The organism is Maricaulis maris MCS10, from assembly GCF_000014745.1.
Lineage (GTDB): Bacteria > Pseudomonadota > Alphaproteobacteria > Caulobacterales > Maricaulaceae > Maricaulis > Maricaulis maris_A.
This window is the reverse complement of the sequence record NC_008347.1, coordinates 765,388-782,914: the sequence shown is the minus strand read 5'-3', so window position 1 is coordinate 782,914 and position 17,527 is coordinate 765,388. Positions and strand designations below refer to the sequence as shown.

The following is a 17,527-nucleotide window of genomic DNA, read 5'->3' as shown; positions in this document are numbered from 1 at the left end:
CCGTGGCCGATACCTCAGCCTCTCCGACCGCCGCGCCCGCGACCGGTGGATTTGACATCCGCGCCTTCCTGAACCGCACACTGCGCGGTGATGTGGCGTTGGCTGTCGGCATTCTCGCCATCCTGGTGATGCTGATGCTGCCCATGCCCAGCTTCCTGCTGGACATGTCCCTGGCCATTTCAATCTCGATGTCGGTGCTGGTCCTGATGACCGCGCTCTTCATCAAGAAGCCGCTGGAATTTTCGGCCTTTCCGGCCCTGTTGCTGATCACCACCCTGCTCCGGCTCGGCCTCAACATCGCCTCGACCCGCCTGATCCTGTCCAAGGGCCATGAAGGCACGGATGCGGCCGGTGAGGTCATCGAGGCCTTCGGCTCCTTTGTCATGCAGGGCAATGTGGTCATCGGCATCATTGTCTTTGCCATCCTGGTGATCGTGAACTTTGTTGTCATCACCAAGGGTTCCGGCCGGATCGCGGAAGTCGCGGCGCGCTTCACCCTCGATGCCATGCCCGGCAAGCAGATGGCGATCGATGCCGACCTCTCCGCCGGCCTGATCACCGAGGACGATGCCCGCAAGCGCCGCACCGAGCTGGAAGGCGAGAGCAATTTCTTCGGCGCCATGGATGGTGCCTCCAAATTCGTGCGCGGCGATGCGATGGCCGGCCTGATGATCACCGCCATCAACCTGGTCGGCGGCATCATCATCGGCGTGGTCCAGTCGGGCATGCCCTTTGCCGAAGCCGCGCAGGCCTATTCCTCGCTGACCATCGGTGACGGCCTGGTCTCGCAAATCCCCGCCCTGATCATCTCGGTCGGTGCCGGCCTGCTGGTCTCCAAGGCCGGCGTCAATGGTCAGGCCGACAAGGCCCTGTTCGGTCAGCTGACCGCCAACCCGCAAGGCCTGGGACTGGTGTCCGGCGTTGCCCTGATGGTCGGCCTGCTGCCCGGCATGCCGCTGGTGCCCTTCGCCCTGATGTCGGCCGGCGCCGGCGCCCTCGCCTGGATGAACCGCGACATCGCCGAACGAACGGCGCAGGCCGAGCTGGACGCCAAGGCCGAACAGGAAGCCGAAGCGCAGGAAAGCCAGGCTGAAACCGAAGCGCCGATCGAGGACAGCCTCGCCATTGACGAGCTGAAGATCGAGCTGGGCTATGGCCTCTTGCCCCTGATCAATGATGTCGACGGCCGCAAGCTGACCGACCAGATCCGCGCCCTTCGCCGTTCGCTGGCCGAGGAAATGGGCTTCATCACCCCGGCCGTGCGCATCATCGACAACATGGCGCTGGGCAATAACGAGTACACGATCCGCATCAAGGAACTGGAAGCCGGTCGCGGCGACCTTGAGCTGCACAAGCTGCTGGTCATGGATCCGGCCGGCATGCCGATCGACATGCCGGGAACCCACGTCAAGGAACCGACTTTCGGCCTGCCCGCGACCTGGATCGACGAAGGCCTGCGCGAGGAAGCCTCCTTCCGCGGCTACACGATCGTCGAACCCGCCGCCGTGCTGGTCACCCACCTGACCGAACTCTTGCGCGAGAACATGGCCGACCTCCTCTCCTACGCCGAGGTCGAGAAGCTGATCGCCAAGCTCTCCAAGGAACACAAGGCGCTGGTCGATGACATCACACCGGGCCAGATCAGCCGCGCCGGCATCCAGCGGGTGTTGCAGTCCCTGATCAAGGAGCGCATTTCGATCCGCGACCTGCCGACAATCCTCGAGGGCATCGCCGAAGCCAGCGCCACGACGCAAAATCTCGACGCCATTGTCGAGCATGTCCGCACCCGCCTCGCGCGCCAGATCTGCCACGCCAACAAGGCCCATGACGGCGTCCTGCCGGTGCTGGCGATGGGCCCGCAATGGGAGCAGGCCTTCATGGAGTCGCTGGTCGGTGAAGGCGATCGTCGCCAGCTCGCCCTGGCTCCGTCCAAACTGCATGATTTTGTCGCCGCCATTCGAAACTCTTTTGAAACCGCATCAGCTCAGGGTCATGTGCCTGTACTGCTGACGAGCCCACTGATTCGTCCGTATGTGCGTTCGCTGGTTGAGCGTTTTCGCCCGCAGACCGTGGTGATGTCGCAAAATGAAATCCATCCGAGCGCACGTCTCCAGACAATGGGCCATGTCGGCTGACCGACTGTTTTTGACCTGTGATATGATGCGAGCCCATGCACCTTAAAACCTTTGCAGCCCCGTCCCTGACCCAGGCCATGGCCGATGTCCGCCGTGAAATGGGTCCCGACGCCGTCATTATCGCCACCGGCGATGCGCCAGACGGTGGCGTCCAGGTGCGCGCGGCCAGTGACATGGCCCGTGTCACCGAACCGGCCGAACAGGTCCGCGACCGCTCGGTCCGTCTGGCGGGTGAAGCCGATATCGAACGCGGCCTGCGCGAAGACAACGAGCTGGACCGGGTGATCCGGGCGCTCGGCTTCCACCGCGCGCCGGGTTCGGCCGCCCAGGCCCTGATCCGCTCGGCCCATGACCTGTCCGACGGCCAGGCTGTGGCCCGTCTCGCCCACGCCATCGAGAGCCGCTACACTTTCCAGCCTCTGCCCGCCGTGCCGGAACATGCTGTTCTGTTCGCCGGGACGCCGGGGGTCGGCAAGACATCGGCGCTGGCCAAGACCGCAGCCCGCGCCATAACCGCGGGAGCCGTCCCGACCCTGATTTCCTGCGATGGCGAACGCGCTGGCGCATCCGACCGGCTGCAGGAACTGGCCCGCCGCATGGGGGCCGGTTTCCGCGTCGTCGACGATCCGCGCGAAATGATCGACGCGGTCGACGATATCGACGGACCAGTCCTGATCGACAGTCCCGCGATCAATCCGTTTGAACTCGATGATCTGGACATGACCCTGGCGTTTGCCGACAGCGCCAATGCCGAGATCATCTATGTCTTTGACGCCGGCCTGACGCCGGAAGATGCCGAGGACGCCGCCTCGCTGTTCGCCTCGATCGGCGCCAGCCGCTGCATTCCGGTCAAGCTTGACTGTGCCCGCCGCCTTGGCGCCATTCTCGGTGTCGGTGAAACCGGACTGGCCTTTGCCCAGATCTCCTCGACCCCCTTCATCGGCGGCGGCCTGGCACCGGCCACCCCACTGCGCATGGCGCGGGTCCTTGTCGAGGACCGCAACACCCCGTTCGAGGAAGACGACTGATGAAAATCGCCTCCGCGCCCCAGGACCGCTCCGCCGGCCGCATCCTCGCCATCGCCTCGGGCAAGGGCGGCGTCGGCAAGACCATGTTGTCGATCGGCATGGCCCGGGCCTTCTCGCAGATGGGCGAACGCTGCCTGCTGATGGATGGCGATCTGGGCATGGCCAATATCGACGTGCAGCTGGGGCTGCAGCCCAATTCCGACATATCCAGCGTCATCAATGGCCGTATCGCCATCGCCGACGCCACCTGCCCGGCCATGGGCGGCGCCACACAAAAAGGCGGTTTTGACGTTATTTCCGGCCGCTCCGGGTCCGGTGCCCTCGCCAATCTGTCCGGCCCCGGCCTGACCAAGCTGGCAACCGGTGTCGCCGCCCTGTCGCTGTCCTATGACCGCGCCATCCTCGACCTGGCCGCCGGTGCCGATCGAGCCACAATCCGCCTCGCACTGACCGCCGATGATGTGGTGATCGTGCTCAATGACGAGCCGACCTCGCTGACCGACGCCTATGCCTTCGTCAAGACGCTGCGCCTGCACGATGACGGCGCTTCGCCGCTCGTGGTGATCAATAATGCGCCCGACATGAATGCCGCCAACGAGGCCTTCGGAGCGTTCCGCAAGACCTGCGAGGCGTTTTTGAGCTTCACGCCGACACTCGCCGGCATCATCCGCCGGGATCCGACCGTGCCTGCCGCTATCCGGGCCCAGACCGCCGTGTCGCTGCGTGCACCGCAATGCGAAGCGGCCAAGGATATACAGAGCCTGGCCGGCTCGCTGGCACGTGGTAAACAGGCCGCCTGACCGCGCTTTGGGGAGCACCGACACATGTATGACAGTCTCGCAGATCGCCTGAGTGCCGGCTTCACCCCGTTTGACTGGTGGTTGATCATTGTCCTGTCGCTGGTTGCTGCCCTGATCATGCGCAAATGGCCGCAATGGCCGGCCGCTGCCTCGATCGCCTTCATGCTCGATGCCTGCGCCCCCTTCTTCTACCGCTGGTCGACCGGCATCCCGCCCGACTTCGCCTTCGACTTCGCCTTCTCGCGCCTCGATGAGCGCGGCGGCATCGTCGTGATCATGCGCCTGGTCATCTACCTGATCACCATCGGCGGAATTTTCTGGGCGAAACGGCGCTACGGGCGCTAGGACACGGTCTTCCCCGTCCCGGTATTCATTTCCCGAATGAACGATATTCGCCTCATCGATTGGCGGAATGTGCCCCCATGCCCCACTTTAGGCGCGGTTCGCTGTCTGGCGACCGCAAGGAGGGACTCACATGACATACGCAACCGCGCCCTGATCGCGCGACGCCCCTGACACGGGCCATACCGACCACACCTGAAGTCTGACGCACCCGAAGGGGTTGCGCACCGAATGCCGCCGGAAACCCGTTTCCGGTGCTGCAATCCGTATTGCCTGAAAGGACCCGTCATGGGCGCAATCAGAAACCGCACGGACATGTTTGCCACGGCGCTCGCCGAGGCCATGATCCGCTGGCGCTGGCTGGTAATCCTCGCCACGCTTGTCGCCACCTTCGGCTTTGCCACCGGCATGCCGAACCTGTCATTCGACACCAATTACCGAGCCTTCTTCTCGGACGAGAATCCCGAACTTGCCGCCTTCGAGACCTTCCAGGCGACCTACACCAAGAACGACAATGTGTTGATTGTGGTGCGTCCTGCAGACGGCAATGTCTTTTCCGCCGACACCCTGGCCGTGGTCGAGGAGATCACCGAGGCCAGCTGGCAGGTCCCCTACGCCATCCGCGTCGATTCCCTCACCAATTTCCAGCACACCTGGTCCGAGGGCGATAATCTGATCGTCGAGGACCTGGTCCGTGACGCCCGCTCGCTGGACCGCGGTGATCTTTTGGAACGCCGCGCCATCGCGCTCAACGAACCGCTGCTGCGCAACCAGCTGGTGACACCGGACGGGGCCGTCACGGCGGTCAATATCGTGCTGCAATACCCGGAACTCCACTCCATGGAAGTGCCGGAATCGGTGGCAGTGGTGCGCGCCCTGCGTGACCGGATCGAAGCGGAATATCCCGATATCGACATCGTCCTGTCGGGCATTTCGATGATGAACAATGCTTTCATGGAAAGCGGCATGGGTGACATGGCGAAGCTCATTCCGCTCATGTATCTCGTCCTGCTGGTCATCATGATGATCGCCATCCGCTCCTGGAGCGGCACGCTGGCAACCCTTTTCCTGATCCTGTTCTCGACCATCGTCGCGATGGGATCGGCCGGCTTCCTCGCCATCGGGCTGACCCCGGTCTCGGCCTCGGCCCCGACCATTGTCCTGACCCTGGCCATCGCCGACTCGATCCATGTCCTGATGTCGATGCGACAGCGTATGCGCGACGGGCTGACCAAGCGTGAGGCCATCATCGATGCGGTGCGGATCAATTTCCTCGCCGTCTCGATCACCTCGCTGACCACGGTCATCGGCTTCATGGCGCTGAACCTGTCGGACTCCCCGCCCTTCGGCCATCTGGGCACCATGACCGCCATCGGCATCATCGCCGCCTGGCTGCTCTCGATCACCTTCCTGCCGGCCATCGTCTCGCTGCTGCCCATGAAGGCGTCGCCGCGCAAGTCGGATGGCAAGGACGCCACCGCCCGCATGGGCCAGCTGGCTGGTTGGGTGACCCGCAACAGCCGCCCGGTCCTGGTCGCCACCGTTGCGGGCAGTGCGGCCCTGATCGCGCTCATCCCGACCATCGATTTCAACGACCAGTGGGTGAATTATTTCGACACCTCGCTGGAAGTGCGGCGCGACAATGACCTGGCCCTGCAGGATTTCGGTCTCTACCCGATCGAGTTCTCTGTGCCGGCGCAAAGCTCGGGCGGGATCGCCGAGCCGGAATACCTGCAGAATCTCGATGCCTTCGCGGCCTGGGCCCGCTCGCAGGACAATGTGACCCATGTCTATTCGGTCACCGACATCATGCGGCGCCTCAATCGCAACCTGCATGGCGATGATCCGGACTATTACACCCTGCCGGATGATCGCGGTCTGGCGGCGCAATACCTGCTGCTCTACGAGCTCTCATTGCCCTATGGCCTCGATCTCAATGACCGCATCAATATCGACAAGTCGGCCTCGCGCCTGACCGTCACACTGGACAATGTCACGACCGAGGAGACGAAAGCCTTTCTCGACGCGGCAGAGGCCTGGCTGGCGGACAACACGCCGGACTACATGCACACATCGGCCACCGGCGCCCAGGTGATGTTCGCCTATGTCGCCGAGCGCAATGTGAACTCGATGATCTCGGGCAATATCATCGCCGTGCTGGCCATCGGCCTGGTCATGATCCTGGCCCTGCGCTCCCTGCGTCTCGGCGCCTTGAGCCTGATCCCGAACACACTGCCCATCCTGACCACTTTCGGGGTCTGGGCCCTGCTGGTCGGCACGGTCGGTTTCTCGGTCGCTGCGGTGGGTGCGGTCTCGCTCGGCATTGTCGTCGATGACACGGTCCACTTCCTGACCAAATACCGCCGGGCCCGCGTCGAGCGCGGCGCCGATACCGCCGGCGCCATTCGCTATGCCTTCGAGACCGTCGGCATGGCGATCGTGATCAACACCATCATCCTGGCCGCCGGCTTCGCCGTGCTTGCCCTCTCAACCTTCAAACTCAATGCCGACATGGGTCTTCTGACCGCCCTGGCGATCGTCTTCGCCCTGGTGCTCGATTTCCTGCTCCTGCCGGCCCTCCTCGTCGAGCTCAACAAGCTCACCTCCCGCAAAACGCAATCCGGAGAAAACCGTGATGAAGACCAAAGCTACCAACCCGCTCAGTAAATCGCTGCTGGCCATGGCGAGCCTGCTCGCCCTGGCCGGCCCGGTGCCTGCCTTCGCCCAGGAGGCCGAGCTGCCGGCATGGATCGACACGGACAGCGAGCGCCGCGGCTATGACATCGCCATCCGTTCGGACAATTCCGACAATGGCTTCGGCGACAGCCGGGTCGAGGCGACCATGACGCTGCGCAATGCGGCCGGTCAGGAAACCTCGCGCCAGCTGAGCTTCCAGACCCTGGAACGAGCTGACAATACGGTTGGCGACAAGTCAGTGGTGGTCTTCCACACCCCGGCTGATGTCGAGGGCACCGCCCTCTTGTCGCACGCCCACATCCTGGAGCCGGACGATCAATGGCTCTACCTGCCGGCCCTCGCCCGGGTGCGCCGCATCTCCTCGGCCAACAAGTCCGGCCCCTTCGTGGGCTCGGAATTTGCCTTCGAGGATTTCACGGCGGTCGAACTCAACAAGTATGAGCACAACTACCTGACCACCGAAGCGATCACAGTGGGTGGCGAAACCCTGCCCACGGACGTGGTCGAGCGTTTTCCCCGCTACGAGAACTCCGGCTATTCACGCCAGGTCTCCTATATCGACCAGACCATCCACCAGGTCCGGCGCATCGAATTCTTCGACCGTCGCGGCGATCACCTCAAGACGCTCGATCTGGGCGATTACCGTGAATATGGCGACGGGATCTGGCGCGCCCACCGCCTGGTCATGACCAATCACCAGACCGGCAAGTCCACCGATCTTGTCTATGGCGACTTCGAGTTCGGGGTCGGGCTGACCGACAACGACTTCGTGCGCGGCGTGCTTGAACGCCAGTACTAGCCCCTCGGTAGCCCGGCATCCGCTCCTGCCCGACGGAGGCCGGGCTGCCGTCCGCCGCGGTTGCACATCTCCCCCGGCCGTGCAGCCGCGGCGGCTTGTTTCCGACGAGGCCAATCATGAGGTCCCTGATGCGTACCCTGAAATCCCTGATCATGCCCCTGCTCGTCCTGGCGGCCGTGATCTTCGGCGCTTCCACCGCCCTGTCCCAGGGCTGGGATGCCGGCGGCTCGATCGGCGCCGAAGCGCGCATTTTCTCCGACGATCCGGCCTTCGCCGCCCAAGAGGACGGTGTTCAGACATCCATCATCCTGGAGGGCGATTTTCGCTGGCGCAGCGCCGATCGCCGACACCAGTTCGTCCTGGTTCCATGGGCACGAATCGACGCCGTCGATGATGCGCGCAGCCATGCCGATTTGCGCGAAGGCTTTTACCGCTTTGTCGGCGACGAGCTGACTGTCGAGGCCGGTTTGATCAAGGTGTTCTGGGGCGTCACCGAGTCCCGACATCTGGTCGACATCATCAACCAGACCGACGGGGTCGAAGACAGCGATGGCGAGGACAAGCTGGGCCAGCCGGCCATCCGCCTGACCCGGCAGACCGGATGGGGACGGCTGGAAGCCTATCTCCTGCCCGGCTTTCGCGAACGCACCTTCCCCGGCATCGAGGGCCGGCTGCGCGGCCCGCTCATCGTCGACACGGATGCCCCGCTCTACGAACATGCCGACGAGGAACGCCATGTCGATTTCGCTGCCCGCTGGAGCCACTATCTCGGCGATTGGGATCTCGGACTGGCGGCCTTTCACGGTACCAGCCGCGAACCCTTTTTCGTGCCCTCCACCGACGGGCAAAGCCTGCGGCCGGTCTACACCATCATTTCCCAGCTCTCGGCCGATGTGCAGCTGACCCGTGGCGCCTGGCTGTGGAAGGGCGAGGCCATTGTGCGCGAAGGACAGGGCGATACCTTTGCCGCCTTCACCGGCGGGCTGGAATACACCTTCTATGGCGTCACCGCGTCCGGTGCCGATCTCGGCCTGCTGGTCGAATACCATTCCGATGGCCGCGACAATGATCCATCGGTCGCGCCGCCGACCGCCTTCGATAATGATGTCTTTCTGGGAGGTCGCTTTGCTTTCAATGACATGAATGACACCTCCCTGCTCGGTGGCGCGATCATCGACGTGGAAAATGGATCAAGCGCAGTCCTGATTGAAGCAGAACGGCGCCTGGGCACCCATATCTTCGTGGAAATCGAGGGGCGTTTCACCGCCAATATCGACCCCGCCGACGCTCTGGCCGCCGTGCAGGACGATAATGCCGTCTCCCTTCGGATCACCCGGCATTTCTGAGCCGGACCGGTTGGAGCGTGCGAAAAGGATGAGCCTGATGAGCCTCAAACATGTCGACCTGAACCTGTTGATCACGTTCGACGCGCTCTGGCACGAACGCAATGTGACCCGGGCCGCGCGGCGATTGAACGTGTCGCAACCGACCGTCTCGAACGCCCTCTCGCGCCTGCGCCTTGCATTCGGCGACCAGCTTTTCCTGCGGGCACCACGCGGCATTGAACCGACCGAACGCTGCAGCGAGATCATCAAGGATGTCCGCGAGGCCCTGCGCCATATCGAACAGGCTCTGGACAGTGGCCCGGCCTTCGATGCCAAGCAGTGTCGGCGGGAATTTCATATCGGATGCGCCGATTATTTTGACCTCTTCGTGCTGCCGGACCTGCTCGCCTATATGGCCGAGCATGCACCGATGATCGATCTGCGTCTTCGCTCGGTTGATATTGAAGAGGGCATGGACCTGCTTGATGCCGGCGAGCTGGATTTCATGATGCACATGGAATTTCCCGCCGCTAAGCGCTTCGGCGTTCGCCCTGTCCTGCACGAACGACACGTCTTCGCGACCCGGGCCGGTCATCCGCTGGTCAGGGAGGCGCCGGACATTGCAACCTTCGCCAGCCTGTCGCACGTCAATTTCTCGCAGCGCGGCGACTCCGAGTCCCCCGTGGATGAAGTCTTGGCCAGACTGGGTTATCGCCGCCGCGTCGCGATCACCACCCAGCACATGACTACCGTCGCGCATCTGGTAAAAACGACCGACCTGGTGGCCTCGGTCCCTTCCCGCATGGCGGCCAGGATGGTCGAGGAAGGCGGTTTCGCCGTCTATCCCATTCCCTTCCAGATCGAAAAAGCCCCGGTCGCGGTCTACTGGAATCGCCGCTTCGAACTGGATGGTGCCATGCGCTGGATGCGCGATGCGATCATCGAGTTCTGCGAGGTCCTGGAACCGGTCACCCTGCCTTTTGACACACCCGCCGCAACAAAAATGGCGACGGCCAGCCAGCCGTCGCCATTCGGTTTCGTTGATCGGGCCTGACCCTATTCGATGATGGTGATCTGGCTGTCCAGATAGGTCGCCGCATCCTCGAACGCAGTTTCCGCATCGCTCAGACCGAAGAGGACGCGCTGACCGGCTTCCAGGACCGGGCCATAGAGCAGCGTGCCCTCGGCATCATCCTCGATGTGGAAACGGCGTGTGCCGTCAGTTTCCAGCGCTTCAAAGCGGGCGCGGACCAGGGCCCAGTATTCGTGCGTGGCGTCCCAGTAGTCCAGCGCTGCCTGGCCGTTGGACAGATCGGTATTGCGATAGGTGTTGACGCCGACTTCGCGGACCAGCTCATGGGCGACACCGTCTTCCAGTGCCAGCTTGGAATTGTCCTGCTCGTGGATCCAGCCCCAGGACGTGACCGTGTGGCGGTTGACGGCGGCGATGACGTCATAGTCGTCGCGCGTGGTGTCGTCGCGGCGCGGCAGCGGACGCCAGGAGACCGGCGGTTCCCAGGTTGCATTGCCATCAGCGTCATGGGTCCAGGGCGCGACCGCCGCATAGCGCGGGCTGTCGTCGACCTGATAGACCGTCTGGGACCAGGCACCGGCGCGATCAGCTGCGGCAACGTCCTCGACGGTCCAGTCATCAAATCCCCGGAAAGCCAGCACGGTGGCCGGCTCATAGCGCCAGTCCTGGCGCCAATGCTTGACGATGAAGGGATTGTCGCCCTCACCCGCGATCAGCAAGTGCTGCAGCATGATGAAATCGCCCGTGTCCTTGACCACGACAACCACTTCGCGGGCCGGGGTGAGCTTCGGTTCTGCCAGCTCGTAACCCTCGGCAATCGGAACCATTTCCCGGAAGTCGAACGTGACAGCGTACTCGCCCTGCATGGCGAGGATCGCCTGCCGGTCACGCTCATAGGCTTCGGCGGAATGAACGGTGACCGGTGCGACCGGTGCGGTCGCCGTTTCGGTCGAAGTGGTGGCACAACCGGCCAGTGTCAGCGCGGCGACGGCGAGATAAGCGAGTTTCATGAGCCCCTCGGTGGAATTGGAATAACCCGGAAGAAATTGACGTGTTGTTGAGTTAGATTCTCACTTGCATTCGCAGAAATCAAGCGGCAGAACACAGGTAATGCAATTCATTCGCAATTAGGACACATCATGAAACGCGTATTTCTGGCCTCGACGGCCCTGTTCGCCCTTGCCACCCCGGCCTTCGCCCAGACCGCCAGCGAAGAGACGTCCGAAGACGTGATCATCGTCGAGACCACCTATACCGAGCTGGACCGCTTTGTTTATCCAGGCGCCACGGCCACGGTTGATGCCGAGGCCCTCGACCTGTCCCGCCCCTCCGATCTGGATGACCTTCTGCGCCAGCTTCCGGGCGTCGACGTGTCCGGCGGCCCGCGCCGTACCGGCCAGACGATCTCCCTGCGCGGTCAGGGTCGCGAGAACACCACCCTCCTGCTGGATGGTGCCCGCCAGAATTTCGGCTCGGCCCATGACGGTGTCTTCTTCGTCGATCCGGCCCTGCTGGTCGGAGTCGAAGCCGTGCGCGGGCCGGCCTCGGCCCTGTTCGGTTCCGGCGCCTCGGGCGGCGTCATCGCCTTCCGCACCGCCAGCGCCGATGACCTTCTGGGTAATGGCGAGAGCTGGGGCTATGGCCTCGGTGCCGGCTACCGCTCGGTGGATGAGGAGCAGCGCGGCTCGGTCAGCCTGTATGGCCGCACCGGCCAGTTCGACGTCCTCGCCTCGATCTCCTCGCGCCGCTCCGGTGATATCGCGCTGGGTTCGGGCAATGACCTGCCCGCCGATGATGAGAGCATTTCCGGCCTGTTCAAGCTGGGCGCCGATCTCGCTGATGGTATCCGGGCCGAGCTGAGCTGGCAGACCTTCGAGGGCAGCGCCATCGAACCCAATAACGGCCAAGGCGCCGGCGCGGTCGGGGCCTTCAACGCCCTCGTCGACAAGGACATTACCTCCGACGCGATCACCCTCAACACCACCATCGCCCCGTCCACGATCAGCTGGCTCGATCTCGATGTCACCGTTTATCGCAACGAAACCGGCGTCGATGAGACCGAGACCGGCACCGGCCGCGAACTGCGTCGCGATCTGGAAACCAATGGCATCCGTCTCGACCAACGGTTTGACTTCACTCTCGGTGCCTTTGATGCCGGCCTGACAATGGGCGGTGAATATTATGAGGATACGCAAGACGGCTATGACAGCGCCGACACGAGCGGCGTGCGCGGCGGTGCACCCGATGCGGCCAGCCGGTTCACTGCCGGCTGGATGCAGCTGGAGCTGGACGGACCGGCTCCGCTGGGTTTGCCAGGCCGGCTGATCCTGCTTCCGGGCGTGCGCCAGGACAGCTTCGAGACCTCAACCCCGACCACGGCGACCGTCTCCAATGACGCCACGTCCAGCCGTCTCGCCGCGACCTATGCGCCGATCAATGACCTCAATGTCTTCGTCAGCTGGGGCGAGGCTTTCCGGGCACCGTCGATCAACGAGCTTTATCTGGACGGCACGCACTTCTCGCTGCCGCACATCATCCTCGGGCCGCCGACCTTCATCTCGAACGAGTTTATCGCCAATCCGGACCTGCTGCCGGAGGAAACCGAGACACTGGAGATCGGCGTCCGTATCGACCTCTCCGACCGGGTCGATCTGGACCGGCTCGACATGAGCGCGTCCTGGTACCAGACCGATGCGGAAAACCTGATCGACCTGTTCGTCGATTTCGCCTTCGACCCGACCTGTTTCGCACCGCCCTTCTTCGCCCCCTGCTCGGCCGGCACGACGCAGAGCCGCAATGTCGGCGCGGCGGAGCTGGAAGGCTATGAAATCCAGCTTGGCCTCGCCGAAGGCCCATTCTCGCTGGACGCCTCACTCACAGGCATTGACGGCAAGGACGTCGCCACCGGCGATCCGCTCGGCTCGCTCGCTCCGACCCGTCTTTTCCTCGATGGCCGCTGGCGTTTCGACGAGACCCGCCTGACCCTCGGTGGCCGCATCGAGGCCGCCGGCGAGTATGACGAACCACTCGCAACCAGCGAACACCGGCCCGGATACATTGTCGCCGACGCCTATGCCCGCTGGCAGCCCATCGCCGATAGCGGCTTGCGGATCAATGCCGGCGTCGAAAACCTGTTCGACCACGACTATGACCGCGTCTTTGCCGGTGTCAGTGAACCGGGCCGCTCGGTGCGCCTTGATGTGAGCTGGTCTCAGAACTTCTGATCAGCGCCTCTCCTTGTCATCCCAGATGGACGCCCGGCGCAGGCCGGGCGAAAGTCAGGGACCTAGCTGGTTGCAGGCATGTAGGTCCCTGTCCTGCGTCCGGCTTTCGCCGGACATCCGACAGGGATGACAATTAGTTACACGGAGCCCCACCCCCAAACACAAAAGGCCCCGAACCAGCTGGTCCGGGGCCTTTTTGTTGTCACAGAATTCGCGCGGTCAGTGCGACGCGCGCCCGTGCCTGATCTGGGCGATCTCGTCGAGCTCGTCCTGTTCGGCAGCGCGCACGGATTGTTCGATCCGGGCCAGACGTCGTTCTTCCAGGAGCTCGTATTTCTTGAGATCTGTGAAGGCTTCCGACAACCGGTCACGCAGGGCATTGGCCTGGACATCGACCTCATCGAGCGAGACGCGGATGTTTTCCTTCCGCTTGATCACCGCCTGGGCATAGGAGCCGTAGGCGACATAGCCCTCCTTGGACTGGGCGGCCGCGGCCTGTTCCTCGGGCACGGAGGCCTCGAGACGCTCGATCTGTCCGATCAGCGCGGCGCGCGAGCGGTCCAGCTCGGCCATCTGCTTTTGCAATTCTTCGACCTTGAACCGGGCCAGCCGGATCAAGGGTTCATGTGAGCGTGTCATTGCCGCCCTCCTTCACCACCACCCAAAATCTCCGACAGCATCGTGAATGTCGACGGAATGTCCGCCGCATCATCTTTTGACTGCCCGAGGAACGCTTCCAGCGGTTCATTGAGCTCTATCGCCCGATCCACTGCCGGATTGGATCCCTGGGTATAGGCACCCAGACGGATCAATTCTTCCATGTCGGCATAGGCCGACAAATGCTTGCGCGCTTCCGCGACCAGGGGCCGCTCGGCTGCGTCATAGACTTCAGGCGCGGTCCGGCTGACCGACTTGAGAACGTCGATGGCGGGGTAGCGCCCCCGTTCAGCAATGGCTCGGCTCATGACCACATGTCCATCCAGGATGCCGCGTACGGCATCGGCTATGGGTTCGTTATGATCATCACCATCCACCAAAACAGTGAAAAGACCGGTAATGGACCCTGATTTTTTGCCGTCCTTGCGCTGCGGACCCGGTCCGGCGCGCTCAAGTAGCCGTGGCAATTCAGCAAATACCGATGGCGTATAACCGCGCGTGGTCGGTGGTTCGCCGGCAGCGAGGCCGATTTCGCGCTGGGCAAGGGCAAAACGGGTGACACTGTCCATCAGGCACAGCACGTCGAGACCCTGATCGCGGAAGTATTCTGCAGCGGTCAGTGTCAGGTGCGCCGCCTGCCGCCGGGCCAGGGCCGGTGCATCGGAGGTCTCGGTGATCACGACCGAACGCTTGCGACCTTCCGGGCCGAGTACGTCGTCGACGAATTCGCGGGCCTCCCGGCCCCGTTCGCCGATCAGGCCGATGACAATGACGTCGGCATCGCAGGCGCGGGCCAGCATCGACATCAGCACCGACTTGCCGACGCCGGAACCCGCGAAGATGCCCAGCCGCTGTCCGCGGCGCATGGGAACAAAACTGTTGAGGACCCGCACCCCCATATCCATGCGCTCGCCCAGACGGGCGCGAGCATGGGCGCTGGGTGGATTGCCCTTGAGCGGATAGGGCGTCCCCCCTTCGGTGAGCGGCACCCCGTCATCGAGCGGTCGGCCAAAGCCATCGAGCACACGGCCCAGCCAGGCCCGGCTCGGGCGGACACGGGCCGCTTCCGGCTGCAACAGGGCCCGAGCGCCCGGGCGGATGCCTTCCAGCGGTCCGAACGGCATCATCAGGGCGGTCTCGCCGCGAAAGCCGACGACTTCGCATTCGGCGATGCCATTACCGGTCTCGATTTTCGCATGGGCGCCCAGCGACAGGCCTGCCTTGGGTCCCTCTGCCTCGACCAGAAGGCCGTTGAGCGCGGTCACCCGGCCCTCCAGGACCCGGTCATCCAGTCGCCCGACGCGGTCGATCAGGGATTGCATCATACGGGTCAACCCGCCTTTTTCATGCGTGACTGAAAAGCCACTTCTTCCACACTATATCGTCCGCGCCTTGCCCCGGCGTAAACACCCGGCAGTAATTGCAGCCTGCCCGGTCACCCGATTCTGTCTGCGCAGGACTCCGATTCCAATCCGGAGTCCTCTGTGTGTTGAATTAGGTTGTGGATAACTCAAGTGCGGTCAATGCGCCCATGATTGTCCCGATTTGGTCGCAATTGCAGGGAATTACGGAGCTGCATCAGGAATACTTTATGCTGCGCATATTTGATCAATTTGATGAAATTTCTGACGACCCGCCTCGGAAGCCTCCCGTTAACCCTTGAATGGTTAACGTGAAATCCGAATCAAGCGTAACCCGACACGTTTCGAAAATCTGCGATTCCGAAATTCGGTCAAGACGCAGTTAACTTTCGTTAAGGGTTTCCGCCTAGCGTCCAAATAAGGTTAATCACGAGATGAGGCCGGGCGAAGGTGATTCGCCCCGCGTAGCAAAAACCGGAGGCGAACCATATGCGGGTTCTTCTTATTGAGGACGATCGGGCAACGTCCCAGTCCATCGAATTGATGCTGAAGTCAGAAGGCTTCAACATCTACACAACCGACCTCGGCGAAGAAGGCGTGGATCTGGGCAAGCTGTATGATTACGACATCATCCTGCTCGACCTGAACCTGCCGGACATGCCGGGCTTTGACGTCCTGAAGACATTGCGCGTGGCCAAGGTCGACACCCCGATCCTGATCCTCACCGGCAATGCCGACATCGACAACAAGGTGCGTGGTCTCGGCTGTGGCGCCGACGATTACATGACCAAGCCCTTCCACAAGGACGAGATGGTCGCCCGCATCCACGCGATCGTGCGTCGCTCAAAGGGTCATTCCCAGTCGATCATCAAGACCGGCTCGATCGGCGTGAACCTCGATGCCAAGACGGTTGAGGTCGAAGGCCAGCGCGTGCACCTGACGGGCAAGGAATACCAGATGCTCGAGCTGCTCTCCCTGCGCAAGGGAACGACGCTCACCAAGGAAATGTTCCTGAACCATCTATATGGCGGCATGGACGAGCCCGAGCTGAAGATCATCGACGTCTTCATCTGCAAGCTTCGCAAGAAGCTCGCGGCAGCCACCCATGGCGAACACCATATCGAGACGGTCTGGGGTCGCGGCTATGTGCTGCGTGACCCGGTTGAGGAGAAGGCGTCAGCCTGACCCCGGTCTCTGTTGTGATTTGAAAAGGCCCGGGCTGCCCGCCCGGGCCTTTTTGCTTGCGCGATAGCCGGATCCGGCCGGATCAGGGGGCTGCCGTGCAGCTTGGCAAGGATTGGCGTTCGAGGAAGTGGTCGATTTCCTCAACTGCCGACAGGGCCGCACGGGCATCGTACTGGAAGGTTGCGCTGGGTCCGATGAAGGGAAACAGGCGGACGGTCCTGCTTTCCTCGAGGCTGGCGATGTCGAACCCGTGACGGGCATCCTCGAAAACAACCACGTCGAGAAAGCTGTTTGATGCTGCGGCGGTGGAAATCTCCCGCGGCGGTGTCACATCGTCCAGCATGCCGACCATCGCCAGCGACGGGAATGCGGGTGCAATGTTCAAATCATCCTGATTGGACGGATAAAAGAGGATCGCAGCATCCCAGTCGTTGACGCCTTCGCCTTGCTCACTCAAGGCCCAGATCCCTTCACCGCCCACCGACCAGGCCGCCAGAAGATTGGTGTGACCTGCCAACAGCCCCAACCCGTCGACATAGGTCCGCGCCTGCTCAGCTGCCCAGGCAATCCTGTGGCCGGTCTCACCGACCCGGGGCCGCCCGGCGGCGATGTAGGCCGCGCGATAGTCGAGCATCACGACATCATAGCAACGCCGCCCCCAATCGCCGGCGGCCCGGCGGTAGTGTCCGGTATCTCCAAAGATCTCGAAACCTGACGAACCGGGCAGGATATAGACGGTGCCCGCTGGTGCGCGGGCCTGCGTCGGGACAATCCGGAGGAAATCCGAAATGTCGAACCCCTCCGGCGGTTTGGCCCGGGTCGAGCCAGGCAAGACCATGGAGATCACCGACACCATAGCGCAGATAGCCAAAGGCAAGGCCGGGTCCGGGCGGCCAGAGCGATCGAAAACGCGCATGCTTTACCCCTCTCGCCGCCCGTCA

General features: G+C 63.0%; 14 protein-coding genes. 10 read left to right on the top strand and 4 right to left on the bottom strand.

The genetic code is table 11. The annotated features are described in order from the left end of the window. Positions 1 to 2 precede the first annotated feature (2 nt). The 8 genes from flhA to MMAR10_RS03510 all read left to right on the top strand — a co-directional run bounded on the left by flhA (position 3) and on the right by MMAR10_RS03510 (position 10,180). Entirely contained in the window at positions 3 to 2,135 is a 2,133-nt protein-coding gene (flhA, locus tag MMAR10_RS03545; protein WP_011642621.1) for a flagellar biosynthesis protein FlhA, read from the top strand. Positions 2,136 to 2,170: 35 nt separating this feature from the next. Continuing rightward, positions 2,171 to 3,163: a GTP-binding signal recognition particle gene (locus MMAR10_RS03540; protein ID WP_011642620.1), complete on the top strand. Its 993-nt coding sequence runs from the start codon at positions 2,171 to 2,173 to the stop codon at positions 3,161 to 3,163. After that, a complete protein-coding gene (locus tag MMAR10_RS03535; protein WP_011642619.1) occupies positions 3,163 to 3,963 on the top strand; it encodes an AAA family ATPase in 801 nt (266 codons plus the stop codon). Before MMAR10_RS03540 ends, MMAR10_RS03535 begins: the two co-directional genes overlap by 1 nt. 24 nt (positions 3,964 to 3,987) lie before the next feature. Then, on the top strand, positions 3,988 to 4,308 hold the full coding sequence (locus MMAR10_RS03530) for a hypothetical protein (RefSeq protein ID WP_011642618.1): 321 nt from the start codon (positions 3,988 to 3,990) through the stop codon (positions 4,306 to 4,308). Positions 4,309 to 4,593: 285 nt separating this feature from the next. Continuing rightward, positions 4,594 to 6,972 carry an efflux RND transporter permease subunit gene (locus tag MMAR10_RS03525; RefSeq protein WP_041636746.1) on the top strand — a complete coding sequence of 793 codons (2,379 nt, stop codon included), beginning with the start codon at positions 4,594 to 4,596 and terminating at the stop codon, positions 6,970 to 6,972. Beyond that, a complete protein-coding gene (locus tag MMAR10_RS03520; RefSeq protein ID WP_233353864.1) occupies positions 6,941 to 7,801 on the top strand; it encodes an outer membrane lipoprotein-sorting protein in 861 nt (286 codons plus the stop codon). The genes MMAR10_RS03525 and MMAR10_RS03520 overlap by 32 nt, the downstream gene beginning before the upstream one ends. A 128-nt stretch (positions 7,802 to 7,929) precedes the next feature. Beyond that, the gene (locus tag MMAR10_RS03515; RefSeq protein ID WP_233353863.1) at positions 7,930 to 9,147 is read left to right on the top strand and encodes a hypothetical protein; all 1,218 of its coding nucleotides are present in this window, start codon (positions 7,930 to 7,932) and stop codon (positions 9,145 to 9,147) included. Positions 9,148 to 9,184: 37 nt separating this feature from the next. After that, complete coding sequence (locus MMAR10_RS03510; protein ID WP_190273953.1) at positions 9,185 to 10,180, top strand: LysR family transcriptional regulator; 996 nt, start codon at positions 9,185 to 9,187, stop codon at positions 10,178 to 10,180. Positions 10,181 to 10,182: 2 nt separating this feature from the next. Here the strand turns inward: MMAR10_RS03510 and MMAR10_RS03505 are convergent, their stop codons facing one another. Further along, positions 10,183 to 11,169 carry a DUF6607 family protein gene (locus MMAR10_RS03505; RefSeq protein ID WP_011642613.1) on the bottom strand — a complete coding sequence of 329 codons (987 nt, stop codon included), beginning with the start codon at positions 11,167 to 11,169 and terminating at the stop codon, positions 10,183 to 10,185. Between the two features lie 129 nt (positions 11,170 to 11,298). Between MMAR10_RS03505 and MMAR10_RS03500 the strand changes: the two genes are divergently transcribed. Then, a complete protein-coding gene (locus MMAR10_RS03500; RefSeq protein WP_011642612.1) occupies positions 11,299 to 13,383 on the top strand; it encodes a TonB-dependent receptor domain-containing protein in 2,085 nt (694 codons plus the stop codon). 219 nt (positions 13,384 to 13,602) lie between these two features. On the opposite strand, the gene MMAR10_RS03495 is transcribed toward MMAR10_RS03500, so the two are convergent. Both MMAR10_RS03495 and fliI read right to left on the bottom strand, forming a co-directional pair. Beyond that, on the bottom strand, positions 13,603 to 14,022 hold the full coding sequence (locus tag MMAR10_RS03495) for a flagellar FliJ family protein (RefSeq protein ID WP_011642611.1): 420 nt from the start codon (positions 14,020 to 14,022) through the stop codon (positions 13,603 to 13,605). Continuing rightward, entirely contained in the window at positions 14,019 to 15,362 is a 1,344-nt protein-coding gene (fliI, locus tag MMAR10_RS03490) for a flagellar protein export ATPase FliI (protein WP_041637239.1), read from the bottom strand. Before fliI ends, MMAR10_RS03495 begins: the two co-directional genes overlap by 4 nt. Positions 15,363 to 15,890: 528 nt before the next feature. On the opposite strand from fliI, the gene ctrA reads away from it, so the two are divergent. Continuing rightward, positions 15,891 to 16,586 (top strand): response regulator transcription factor CtrA, encoded by a 696-nt coding sequence (gene ctrA, locus MMAR10_RS03485; protein ID WP_011642609.1) that lies wholly within the window; start codon positions 15,891 to 15,893, stop codon positions 16,584 to 16,586. Positions 16,587 to 16,668: 82 nt separating this feature from the next. Here ctrA and MMAR10_RS03480 read toward each other — a convergent pair whose 3' ends face one another. Next, positions 16,669 to 17,502 carry a dienelactone hydrolase family protein gene (locus MMAR10_RS03480; RefSeq protein ID WP_011642608.1) on the bottom strand — a complete coding sequence of 278 codons (834 nt, stop codon included), beginning with the start codon at positions 17,500 to 17,502 and terminating at the stop codon, positions 16,669 to 16,671. Positions 17,503 to 17,527 lie beyond the last annotated feature (25 nt).